The organism is Sulfitobacter sp. NFXS29, assembly GCF_040148765.1.
Taxonomy (GTDB): domain Bacteria; phylum Pseudomonadota; class Alphaproteobacteria; order Rhodobacterales; family Rhodobacteraceae; genus Sulfitobacter.
This window is the reverse complement of the sequence record NZ_JAGDED010000016.1, coordinates 37,898-49,673: the sequence shown is the minus strand read 5'-3', so window position 1 is coordinate 49,673 and position 11,776 is coordinate 37,898. Positions and strand designations below refer to the sequence as shown.

At 62.3% G+C, this 11,776-nt stretch carries 11 protein-coding genes and 1 pseudogene; 6 read left to right on the top strand and 6 right to left on the bottom strand.

The genetic code is table 11. The annotated features are described in order from the left end of the window. Window positions 1–167 precede the first annotated feature (167 nt). The 3 genes and pseudogenes from J3456_RS19490 to J3456_RS18415 form a co-directional block, all read right to left on the bottom strand. Window positions 168–398 (bottom strand): hypothetical protein, encoded by a 231-nt coding sequence (locus J3456_RS19490; protein WP_502989524.1) that lies wholly within the window; start codon window positions 396–398, stop codon window positions 168–170. Continuing rightward, window positions 364–777 (bottom strand): annotated as a pseudogene (locus J3456_RS18420) (TRAP transporter large permease subunit); the annotation flags it as partial. The gene J3456_RS19490 and the pseudogene J3456_RS18420, both read right to left, overlap by 35 nt. Before the next feature lie 26 nt (window positions 778–803). Further along, window positions 804–1,097 (bottom strand): TRAP transporter large permease subunit, encoded by a 294-nt coding sequence (locus tag J3456_RS18415; RefSeq protein WP_502989523.1) that lies wholly within the window; start codon window positions 1,095–1,097, stop codon window positions 804–806. A gap of 348 nt (window positions 1,098–1,445) precedes the next feature. On the opposite strand from J3456_RS18415, the gene J3456_RS18410 reads away from it, so the two are divergent. The 6 genes from J3456_RS18410 (at window position 1,446) to J3456_RS18385 (ending at window position 9,064) form a co-directional block, all read left to right on the top strand. Continuing rightward, window positions 1,446–2,465, top strand: coding sequence for a galactitol-1-phosphate 5-dehydrogenase (locus J3456_RS18410; RefSeq protein WP_349581672.1), 1,020 nt, complete (start codon window positions 1,446–1,448; stop codon window positions 2,463–2,465). A gap of 35 nt (window positions 2,466–2,500) precedes the next feature. Next, window positions 2,501–4,021 carry an FGGY-family carbohydrate kinase gene (locus J3456_RS18405; protein ID WP_349581671.1) on the top strand — a complete coding sequence of 507 codons (1,521 nt, stop codon included), beginning with the start codon at window positions 2,501–2,503 and terminating at the stop codon, window positions 4,019–4,021. Continuing rightward, entirely contained in the window at window positions 4,018–5,016 is a 999-nt protein-coding gene (locus tag J3456_RS18400; protein WP_349581670.1) for a sugar-binding transcriptional regulator, read from the top strand. The genes J3456_RS18405 and J3456_RS18400 overlap by 4 nt, the downstream gene beginning before the upstream one ends. Window positions 5,017–5,095: 79 nt before the next feature. Then, a complete protein-coding gene (gene deoC, locus J3456_RS18395) occupies window positions 5,096–6,025 on the top strand; it encodes a deoxyribose-phosphate aldolase (RefSeq protein WP_349581675.1) in 930 nt (309 codons plus the stop codon). Between the two features lie 16 nt (window positions 6,026–6,041). Next, window positions 6,042–8,408: an aldehyde dehydrogenase family protein gene (locus tag J3456_RS18390; protein ID WP_349581669.1), complete on the top strand. Its 2,367-nt coding sequence runs from the start codon at window positions 6,042–6,044 to the stop codon at window positions 8,406–8,408. After that, window positions 8,405–9,064 (top strand): HAD family hydrolase, encoded by a 660-nt coding sequence (locus J3456_RS18385; RefSeq protein WP_349581668.1) that lies wholly within the window; start codon window positions 8,405–8,407, stop codon window positions 9,062–9,064. Before J3456_RS18390 ends, J3456_RS18385 begins: the two co-directional genes overlap by 4 nt. Window positions 9,065–9,074: 10 nt before the next feature. Here the strand turns inward: J3456_RS18385 and J3456_RS18380 are convergent, their stop codons facing one another. Genes J3456_RS18380 through J3456_RS18370 form a run of 3 tightly spaced genes read right to left on the bottom strand, consistent with a single transcriptional unit; the run spans window position 9,075 to window position 11,774 of the window. After that, window positions 9,075–9,944 (bottom strand): MurR/RpiR family transcriptional regulator, encoded by an 870-nt coding sequence (locus tag J3456_RS18380; protein WP_349581667.1) that lies wholly within the window; start codon window positions 9,942–9,944, stop codon window positions 9,075–9,077. Between the two features lie 23 nt (window positions 9,945–9,967). Continuing rightward, complete coding sequence (locus J3456_RS18375; protein WP_349581666.1) at window positions 9,968–10,846, bottom strand: MBL fold metallo-hydrolase; 879 nt, start codon at window positions 10,844–10,846, stop codon at window positions 9,968–9,970. After that, window positions 10,833–11,774, bottom strand: coding sequence for a phosphoglycerate dehydrogenase (locus tag J3456_RS18370; protein ID WP_349581665.1), 942 nt, complete (start codon window positions 11,772–11,774; stop codon window positions 10,833–10,835). The genes J3456_RS18375 and J3456_RS18370 overlap by 14 nt, the downstream gene beginning before the upstream one ends. Between the last annotated feature and the right edge of the window lie 2 nt (window positions 11,775–11,776).

The following is an 11,776-nucleotide window of genomic DNA, read 5'->3' as shown; positions in this document are numbered from 1 at the left end:
CATCATCACCCATCCCATGTCCACACATCCTCATCCCAAACCGAGGACAGAGTGACACTTCTGCTTTGCTTAAGGGTGACATTATCGCTTTGCGGCTACAACAAAAAAACCTATAATCATACTTATGTAATATATTCTAAAGCAGTCGTTGCCCAAATCGTCCCAGCTCAGCTTGTTCCCGCGACGATCCGCAGACTATTTCCGATGGGTTTAGTAAAATAGCCTGCAAAAGAAACGGTCACCAGAATCACCCCTGATACGGTAAGAATTACAGCTATAAGTGCATCTGACGGCGTCCCCGAGAGCAGGAGGGCTGTGTTGTACGCGAATGCAAAGGGTAAGACGAACGCCGGCCAACCAGCGTATCGCCGCAACCGCCGTGCGCATCGGCCCTGCATCTGCGAGAGCGGCAGCGGCAAATGCAGCGATGGCTACCGGGGGCGCAATCATCGACATCATCCCGAAGTAGAGGACGAAGAGATGCCCGGCGATGGGCTCAATGCCCAAGCGACTCAGCGCCTGGGCGGTAATCACGACCATCTGCGCAAAAATCGCGCCGCCCTTTGCGATGGCCCCGATGAGCCTGGCGCAGGGCCGATCGGGCCGCGGGCAATACCAGACCCACCACCAGGGGGATGGCAGATGCAACCAGTCCCGCGGTCGCCGGTTGACAATTGGGCACGAAGAGAGCGCCCAGATCAGCGCCGCGAAGGGTAAGGCACAGACCCAGCCCGCGCGCAGCACGGCGCCGATCTGGGGGCGGTCCTCGGCGGGCATGCCAGAAACCCCCTCCTTCGCGGCGGTCAGATCCGCCAGTAAAAAAGCGCAACATAATAAAGCGCTGCCGGTATGAGCGCAGCGATGACGATTTCGGCGTAGGAGATATTCAGGAACTCGGCCATGAGAAAAGCAGCCGCACCCATGACCGGCGTCGTGAGCTGCCCGCCCGTGGAGGCCACGGCTGCGATCCCTGCGGCGTTCTCGGCTTTGAACCCAGATTTGCGCATCAGGGGGATCGTGATAACCACGGTTGTCGCCACATTTGATACGGCACTACCGGAAATTGATCCGAAAAGAGCAGAGGCGACAATGGATATCTTTGCGGGGCTTTGTCACGTTGTTGACGCGCCCTCAGTTTCGCCGCCCCGCGGTCAACTCAAAGGGCCTGCTCAGGGGCGGACCGCCCTCAACAAAGTCGGTCCAGCTCTTAATGCCGCGTGGAAATACCACGCTCCGCTCTCAGGGCGTCGCCGCCATGTCAATGCAATGGACCCGTCCCGACCTCGCAGCGAATGCTGAACAAGCCCGCCACCGCAATGTGCCGGGCCTTTGCGAACCCTTTATGCGGCTTTGCACTTGACGCGACGGCCTCTGACGGATTATCACATGTGTGATCTTTAGTCACTTATGTGATAATCAAACTCTGAGTTGTTCAGGAGGACACCATGCGCGCCATCGTGCTTCACGCACCGAAAGACATCCGCCTCGAAAAGGTTCCGGAACCCACTGCCGGACCAGGCGAAGTTGTTGTCCGTGTGGCTTCGGTCGGCGTCTGCGGCTCCGACCTGCCGCGGATGCTTATCAAGGGCGCGCACAAGATGCCGCTCATCACCGGACACGAATTCTCTGGCCACATCACCGAAATCGGTGAAGGCGTCGAAGGCTGGGAAAAAGGCGAACTGGTTGCCGTCCCACCGCTTCTGCCGTGCTACGATTGCCCCGAATGTGCGACCGGCAACTTCTCGCGCTGCCATGGCTACGACTACTTCGGCAGCCGACGTGACGGCGCTTACGCCGAATACGTGGCCATTCCGGTCGAGAACCTTCTGAAGACCCCCGAAGGCGTTGATCCGCGCGCCATAGCTATGACCGATCCGGCCTCCATCGCGCTTCACGCGATCTGGAAAGCAGGCGGCATCACAGCAGGTCAGACCGGCGCCGTCGTCGGCTGTGGCCCCATCGGCCTCTTCGCGATCCAGTGGATGCGCATCATGGGCGCGTCCTCGGTCATCGCTGTCGACGTGTCACAAGAGAAACTAGACCTCGCCCGCGAAGCTGGCGCAGACGTTCTCGTTCTCTCCTCCGAGACCGACAGCAACAAGGCCCGCGCAAACGTGGTGGTGGAAGCTGTCGGCCTCGACGCCACAATCAACACCGCGATCAACATCGCAGCCCCTGGTGGCCATGTGTCCTTCATCGGCATACCGGTTCCGGACGTGACCATGGACAACAAGACGTTCCAGACGTTCCTGCGTCAGGAAATCTCTCTGCACGGGTCATGGAACAGCTTTGGCGCACCCTTCCCCGGACCGCAGTGGACCACCACCATCGAGAAATTCGGCACCGGCGAGCTGAAGTGGGAATTCATGATCTCCCACGATCTGGAGCTCGAAGAACTGCCCGAAATTTTCCGCCGTTTCGACGCGCGTGATATTCACTTCTCGAAGGTCTTGTTCCACCCTTGAAGAACGGGTGACGGAACGGAAGGACGCGTCGCATCATGACACATACGATAAGCTTGGACTTCGGCACAAACGGCGTCCGTGCCGGGATCTTCGATCTCGACGCGGGCAAACTCGTGGCCGCGGCAGAGCGGGGTTATGGCACCCGCCACATCCCCCCCAACCGCGCCGAACAGTCGCCCGACGACTGGTGGGCGGCGCTCTGCGATCTGGTGCCCGAGGTTCTGGCCGAAGCTGGACAGCCCGAGATCGACGCGATCTGCGTCGCCACCTTCGCTTCGACCGTGGTGTTCAGCAACAAACACGGTCAGGCGCTCGCGCCCGCGATCCTCTGGATGGATGCGCGCGCCACCGAAGAGGCCGCCAAGACCGAAGCCGCGTCACACCCCGTTCTTGCCTATTCCGGCGGATCGGATGCGGTGGAATGGCTGGTGCCAAAGGCCATGTGGATGGCCAAGAACGATCCCGACCTCTGGGCGCGCACCGATATCGTGTGCGAGGCGCTCGACTTTATCAACTTCCGCCTGTCCGGCATCTGGGCAGGGTCGTTGATGAACGCGACCTGCAAATGGAACTACGACAGCCGCGCCCGCGCGTTTTGCAATGATCTCTATGCCGACCTCGGCGTTCCCGAACTGATCGACAAACTGCCACCCGAGATCCTCGATATCGGCGCGGTCATCGGCACGCTGACCGACGAGGCCGCCAAGGCGCTTGGTTTCGCGACACGTCCCAAAGTGGTTCAGGGCGGCATTGACGCACACATGGGCACCTTCGGGGCTGGCACCGTCGAACCCGGTTCGATGCTGATGATCGGCGGCACCTCGAACGTGCATCTGACCCAAGTGCCCGACGACGGGCGCGATATCACCGGCGTCTGGGGCCCCTACCCCCACGCGCTCACCCCCGATCTTCGGATGATCGAAGGCGGGCAGGTCTCGGCGGGATCGATCCTGAACTGGCTCGCCCGCGACATTTACGGTCTCGACGACGACGGCTTCGTAGCACTTTGCGAAGAAGCGGCCGGTGTGGATTTCCGCGACACCAGCCTGATGGCGCTGGATTTCTGGATGGGCAACCGCACGCCGTACCGCGATGCCTCGCTGCGCGGCGCGCTGATGGGTCTGTCGCTGTCCCACGACCGTGCCACCATCTTCCGCGCATGCGTGACTTCGGTTGCGCTCGGCTCGGCCAACGTGGTCTTTGACCTCGAGCGCCAAGGCGTCCACATCGACCGGCTCGTGCTGGCAGGCGGCATTCTCAAAAACCGCATGTGGCTCGACGCGACCGTCGACGCCATCGGTAAACCCGTAAAGGTCGCAACCGGAGACAACTTGTCGCTGTACGGCGCTGCCGTAGCCGCGAAAGTGGGTCTCGGCCTGTCGCCCTCGCTCGTCAAGGCCGCAGGCTCCGTCGCCGCCCCGATGGTCGAACATGAACCCGACATGGACGCGCACGAAGACTACAAAATCATGCTCGCAGACTATCGCGAAGCGGTCGACGTGCTGCGCCCGATCCTGCTCCGGCTCTCCGCCAGCGGCAAAGGACGTGCCTCATGAGTTCCGAAGACAAAGACAAATCCGCCAACCGGCTCCCTGTCGACGAAGCCCGCGAGCTTCTGATGGTCCGCATCGCGCGCATGGCCTATCTCGAAGACCGAAGCCAGACGGAGATTGCCACCGAAACCGGCCTGAACCGCTGGCAGGTCAGCCGCCTTCTGACCGAAGCCCGTGACTTTGGCGTTGTGCGCATCGAAGTGGTGCCACGCTCGTCGCGTCGTCCCGATCTGGAAAGCGCGCTGGCGCGGGTTTTCGGGCTTCGCGATGCTATCGTTGTCCCTGCATCGGGGGCCGAAGCCGGTGCCGACCCGCTTGACGGTGTCGCGCAGGCCGCGGGGCAGTATCTGGCCGCGATCAAGCCGCGCCCCGATATGGTCGGCGTATCATGGGGTCGCACGATGGCCCGCGTCGCGCATTGGTTGCCGCCGAAGTGGGCCGACGGGATTGAAGTGGTGCAGATTAACGGCACCGTCGCACCTGTCCCGCAAGTGGCCCACCACAACGACGTGGCCGAAACATTCGCCCGCAAGGGCAACGGCAGCTTCATTCCGCTGCCGGTTCCCGCCATCGTCGGCGAACGCGCCACCCGCGAAGTGCTCGAACGTGACCGTATCGTTGCCAACGTACTCGACAAGGCGCGTACTGCCAAAGTGCTCTGCTTCTCGCTCGGCGCGCTTGGCGAAACCTCGGCGCTGCTTCTGTCGGGGAACATTCTCGATGGCGAAAAGGACGCCCTGTTGCAGGCCGGCGCTGTGGGCGACATTCTGGGACGGTTCATCGACGTGCGTGGGAACATCGTCGACGCGAGCTTGAACGGACGGACCATCGGGCTCGACCTGTCCGACCTCCAAACCCGCGAGCGCGCCATTGGCGTCGCTGCGGGACAAGACAAGCACGACGTCGTGCTGGGCGCGCTTCACGCGGGCCTGATCAATGTCCTCGTCACCGACGAGGCGACCGCAAACTATGCATTGGAGCATGTCCATGACCGCTGAGTTGAAGGAACCCCCCGTGACGGCACAGAACCAGCTTGTGCCTACCTCCGAAACCGGAGGCCATGCGCGCAACACTGGTATGCCGCTTGCCCTCGATATGTTCGAAGGCCACGCCGTAAACCGCTCGGCTGCCGAACGCCGCGCCGCCTCGCTTGGAGGGCGCCGTTCAGTCAAGAAGCAGTGGCAGGCCGCTTGGCTCGTGAACGCCGTGCGCCTGATCGACCTGACAACGCTCGCCGGTGACGACACAGCCGCCCGCGTGCGCCGCCTTTGTGCCAAAGCCCGAAACCCGATTGCGCCGCACATCATGGAAGGACTCGGCTTGGGCGACATGAAGCTCACCACCGGCGCCGTCTGTGTCTATCCCACGATGGTGGAACACGCCGTGCGCGCACTCGAAGGCTCCGGCGTTCCGGTCGCATCCGTGGCCACCGGCTTTCCGGCCGGGCTGACGCCGCTGAGCCTGCGTCTGGAAGAAATCAAATACGCAGTCGAAAACGGCGCGCATGAAATCGACATCGTCATCAACCGCGAACAAGCCCTGCGCGGCGAATGGTCGGCGCTTTATGACGAGATTGCCCAGATGCGCGAAGCCTGTGGCAGCGCGCACCTGAAAGCCATCCTTGCCACAGGCGAGCTTGAAACCCTGCGCAACGTCTATGCGGCCTCGATGGTTGCGATGCAGGCGGGCGCGGATTTCATCAAAACTTCGACCGGCAAAGAAGGCGTGAACGCGACCCTGCCCGTCAGCCTGACCATGATCCGCGCCCTGCGCGATTACGGCACCGACACCGGCCACATGATCGGCTTCAAACCCGCAGGAGGGATTAAAGCCGCCAAAGAGGCGCTGACCTGGCAGATCCTGATGAAAGAGGAACTCGGCCGCCCCTGGCTCGAACCCGAACTCTTCCGCTTCGGCGCCTCGTCCATGTTGGGCGACATCGAACGCCAGCTCGAACACAATGCCACCGGACGCTACGCCGCGTCCTCGCGCCACGCCATCGCTTGAGGGAGCACGACGAACAATGACTGAAATCACGGATATTCTCGCCAGCATGGAATACGGACCCGCCCCCGAAGATCGCAGCATCGTGGACGCTTGGCTTGCCAAGCACGAAGCGGGCTTTGGCCACTTCATCGACGGCACTTTCACCAAGCCCGGCAAACTGTTTGACGTATCAAACCCCGCAACCGGCAAACGTATCGCGGGCGTGACCCAAGGCACCAAAGACGATGTGGACGGCGCTGTCGCCGCCGCTCGCAAGGCGCAGCCGAAGTGGGCTGCACTTTCGGGCCATGAACGGGCCAAGTTTATCTACGCGCTGGCCCGCCACGTGCAGCAGCACGCCCGTTTCCTCGCCGTGCTGGAAACCATCGACAACGGCAAGCCGATCCGCGAAAGCCGCGACATCGACGTGCCGCTCGTTGCCCGCCACCTTTATCATCACGCCGGCTGGGCCGAGATTCTCGAAGACGAATTCCCTGGCTCCGAAGCCGTGGGCGTCTGCGGTCAGGTGATCCCGTGGAACTTCCCGCTTCTTATGCTGGCATGGAAAATCGCGCCCGCGCTCGCAGCTGGTAACACTGTGGTCCTGAAGCCCGCCGAATACACCCCGCTCACCGCGCTGGCTTTTGCCGAGATCGCCGCCGAATGCGGTCTGCCCAAAGGTGTTCTGAACATCGTCACAGGTGACGGCGACACAGGCGGTGCCATTGTAGGACACGACGATATCGACAAAGTGGCCTTCACCGGCTCGACCGATGTGGGCCGCGTCATCCGCCGCCAGACCGCGGGGTCGGGCAAGCAACTGACCCTCGAACTTGGCGGCAAGTCGCCCTTCGTGGTCTTTGCCGATGCCGATCTTGACGCCGCCGTCGAAGGTGTGGTGGACGCGATCTGGTTCAACCAAGGTCAGGTCTGCTGCGCCGGTGCGCGTATCCTTGTGGCCGAACAGGTCCACGACCGGTTCGAAGCTTTGCTGCGCGCCCGCATGGACAAACTTCGCGTGGGCGATCCGCTCGACAAATGCACCGACGTGGGCGCGATTGTGGACCCGATCCAACTCGACAGCATCACCTCGCTCGTCGACAAGGGCGTGGAACAGGGTGCCAAGCTCTACCAGACCGAGGCCCCCAAGGGCTGCTTTTATCCGCCCACTCTGGCGACCGAAGTGGAACCGGCCTCCGTGCTCGCAACCGAAGAAATCTTCGGCCCTGTGGTCACCCTGACCTCGTTCCGCACACCTGCCGACGCGCTGGCTCTCGCCAACAACACGCGCTACGGCCTTGCCGCTTCTGTCTGGTCGGAGAACATCAATCTTGCACTCGACATCTCGGCCAAGATCAAAGCGGGCATTATCTGGATCAACTGCACAAACGTCATGGATGCGGGCGCGGGATTCGGTGGCTACCGTGAAAGCGGCTTCGGGCGCGAGGGCGGGCGCGAAGGCATGAGCGCATACGTCTCGCACGCCCTGCCGGCACCAAAGAAACCGGAAACCGCACCTGCAACACCCGACGCCATGCCGCAGGCCGCAGGCCCCAAGGCGGGCAGGGACGTGGACCGCACCGCCAAGCTTTACTATGGCGGCAAGCAAGCGCGCCCCGATGGCGGCTTTTCCTACGGTGTCGAAGGTCCGAAAGGCACCGTTGGCCTCGCAGGTCTTGGCAACCGCAAGGACATCCGGAACGCCGTCGAGGCTGCAGCGAAAGCGACCGGCTGGGGCAAGGCCACGGGCCACAACCGTGCGCAGGTGCTCTACTACCTCGGTGAAAACCTCGCGGCCCGCTCGAACGAGTTCAAGGAACGTCTCGTCTCCTTCGGGGCTTCGTCCAAAGATGCAACGGCAGAAGTCGAAACGGCGGTGCGCCGCTGCTTCTGGTATGCCGCTCAAGCCGACAAGTTCGACGGCGCGGTGCACCAGACCAAAAGCGCCTTTGTCACGCTTGCGATGAAAGAACCGCTCGGCGTCATGGGCATCGCCTGCCCGTCCGCGCATCCGCTTCTGGGTTTCGTCTCAACGGTCCTTCCGGCAATCGCGATGGGCAACTCGGTCGTGGCACTTCCAAGCCAGACGCATCCGCTCGCGGCCACCGATCTCTATCAGGTCCTCGAAACGTCGGACTTCCCCGCAGGCGTAGTAAACATCGTCACCGGCGTGCGCGACGAACTGTCCAAAACCCTCGCCCAACACGACGAAGTCGCGGGTATGTGGTATTTCGGGACGAAAGAGGGCGGCAAGATGGTCGAAGCCGAAAGCGCCGGCAACCTCAAACAGACGTGGACCGAAGATGCGGCTGCCCGCGACTGGTCTGGCAAGCAAGGCTACGGCCAAGACTTCCTGACCCGTGCCACGCAGGTGAAAAACATCTGGGTTCCGTACGGCGAATGATTATCTTCGACTGCGACGGCGTTCTCGTCGACAGCGAAATCCTGTCCTGTGAAACGGATGCCCAGCTTATGAGCGAAGCTGGATATCCGATCACGACGGAAGAGCTGATCCACGAATTCATCGGACGCCCCAAACCCGCGATCTGGGCCGAACTCGAGAAACGGCGCGGCACGCCGTGGCCTGACGGGCTCCTGGACCGTGCCAGCGACGTTTTACAAATGCGGCTTGAAACCGAACTTCTGCCGGTCGAGGGCATCGCCGAGGCGCTTGGCCGTCTCGACGGTCCCCGCGCCGTTGCGTCTTCATCGGGCGTAAAGAAACTGGCCCTGTCGCTCGACGTCTGCGGGCTGTCTGGGTTCTTTGGCGATCACGTCTATTCCGCCGAACTGGTGGCACGGGGCAAACCCGCGCCGGACGTGTTTCTGCTCGCAGCCTGCAAGGTCGGGGCTGATCCCGCCGACTGTCTCGTGATCGAGGACAGCGCGGCTGGCATCGCCGCTGCACGCCGCGCAGGGGTGCGCGCCATCGGCTTCACGGGCGGGCGCCATAGCTGGCCTGCCCACCGCTCGGTTCTGGAAGAAGCCGGTGCCATCGACATCCTCACGCATATGCGCGACCTGCCGGACACCATCGAAAAGAACCTGCGCGCCACCTGAGCGCGCAGGTTCAGAACATCTCGTTGCGCCGCATCTGACGCAGATAACGTTTCATCCGCGTCAGCCGCTCGTTGTGCGCCTTTCCCAGACGCCGCGCGACCAGCGTGGACAGGACATCGGCAACCACCAGCGCCGCGATGCGCGACGTGGTCGGCGTGAACAGGTCGGTGTTGTCCAGCGTCTCTACCGTGATCACCACATCCGAATAATGGACCAAGGGCGAATCCGTCTCGCCCGTGATGGCAATGACCTTCGCCCCCTGCTCCCGCGCCAGACGCGCAAGCTCGGTGATCGACCGCGTGACGCCGGTGTTGGAAATCGCCACCGCAACCGATCCCCGCTTCATCATCGAAGCCGCCATAAGCTGCTGATGGCTGTCGGTCGTCGCGTTACAGGGGATACCCAGCAGCGGAAACTTCTGCTGCAAATCCTGCGCCACTATGGCCGAGGCTCCGAAACCAAAGATCTCTAGATGATCCGCCTTCAGGATCAAATTGACTGCCGCGTTCATCTGTTCGATGTCGAGCGCATGACGCGCCCAGTCGAGCGAGGTTATCGTGTAGTCGAAAATCTTCTGCGCAACTTCGGTCGGTGTATCGTCGTCCGATATCGCCGAATGGGTCGCGGGGGTGCCAAGCGCAAGGCTCTGCGCCAGCCGTATTTTCAGATCCTGAAACCCGTCGCATCCAATCGCGGTACAGAACCGGATTACGGTCGGCTGGCTCACTTCGGCCAGCTCGGCGGTCTCGGCCACCGTCGCATTCAAAATCCGGTGCGGCACTTCCAGCAGCACGTCTGCTACCTTGCGGTCGGACTTGCGCAGCGTCGGCTGCATCGTGCGAACGACTTCAAGGATGTTCCGGTTACCTGCTGTCTCCATGTCTGTCATAACTTTCAAATAGCCTATAGTACTGCCAGCGATAACTCGTAAAACGAACCCACTTCGGCTGGGTACAGGTTAACCGCCGTCTGAGCATCCGAAATCTCGCGAATGTCCGCAGGGTCGGCAGTGTTGAATGCGAACAGACCGAAGTGATGCGCGATGACCAAGGGAATGCCCGCAGCCCCCGCCAGATCAAGCGCTTCGGCCGTGTCCATATTGCCCGGAACACCGTTTTCCCGCCTTACCGCATCGCGGCCATTAACCGGAAACAGCGCCAGATCGGCCCCGAGTGCCGCAACTTCCCCGACCTGACCCTCGAAGGGAATGGTATCTCCGGAGTGAAATATCGTTGCGTCATGCAAGCTCACGGCCATGCCGAGAAACACGTGGTTTCCCGCCTCGTCGCGCTGCAACGCCTCATGAGCGGCGCGTGTCGCGGTGACTTTGATACCGGTCACAGGCTCGATCGTCTCGCCCGCCTCGATATCGACGATCCGCTCGGTCGGCACAGCGGCGCGCTCGATTGCCACAGCGCGCACCGCACGCGGTGCGATGAGCGGCGCATCGGGGTTCGCGGCCATCAGGTCAGGTAAGGTGCCAAGATCCAGATGATCCGTATGCGCATGAGTCGCCACGACCAGATCGACATGGGCGATCTCCTGCGGCGCGACCGGTGCGGGCATCATCCGAACATGTGGAAACTTGGTACCGGCATATTTCTCGGCCAGACTATCGGACAGATAGGGGTCGATTACGACACGCCGTCCGCCTCCGTCGATCACGAAACCCGCCTGCCCCAGCCACCAAAGCCGCACGGCGTCACCCGGCGGTTCGGCCAGAACCTCTGCCAAGCTCCGCGTCTCGGCGCGCACCGTCAGCTGCGCCTCATGCTGGGACATCCTGCGCCTCCAACGCGGTCAACAGATTGTTCACCGCATCGCGGGTCGCCCGCATAACGCTTCCGTCTGTCAGACCGCCGACATGGCTGGTCGCGATCACTTTGGGATGCGACGCGATACGCAGGTCCTCGGGCGGCTCTTGATCAAAAACGTCCGTCGCATAACTTGCGACCTGTCCCTGATCCAACGCCGCTATCATCGCTCCGTCATCGACCAGACCAGCGCGCGCGGTATTCACCACGATTGCGCCCTCGGGCATCGACGCAATACGCGCAGCGGACAAAATCGGTCTACCGTCTTCGGGCATTGGACAGTGGAACGTCACCATCCCGGCCTGCGCGAACAGATCACCAAGCGGCACATAGCGCACGGCACCCTCCAAAGGCCCGAGTGTAGGGTTGAACGGGTCATAGGCCACCACATCGGCGCCCAGCCCGACCAGCGTGGTCGCAACCTTGCGACCGATCGCGCCCATGCCGACGACGCCGACGGTGGCGCCCTCGATCTCGCGCCCCTTGAGTCGCGGCCAGCCACCATCGCGGACTCCGGCACTTTCCGCCGGAATATTACGACAGGCCGACAGCATCAGCCCGATGGCAAGCTCGGCAACACCAGTGGCATTCGCACCGACAGCCCGCTCCACGCGGATACCCTTTGCCTCGACTGCCGCCAGCGGCAGGCTGTCGACACCGGTGCCGTTGCGAGAAATAACCCGAAGGCTGTCTGCCGACCGGATCACCGCCTCGCTCACAGGCTCGACACCCGCGAGCCAGCCAACGCAACCTGGCAACAGCTTTATCAGTTCCGCCTCATCCGGCGTTTTGCCCGGGGTGCAGAACACAACATCGTAGCCCGCCGTCGCCAGACCGCTCAACTCGTCAGGCGGGTTCGACGTCAGCGAGCGGGGCGTAATAAGGATTTTGCCCATGC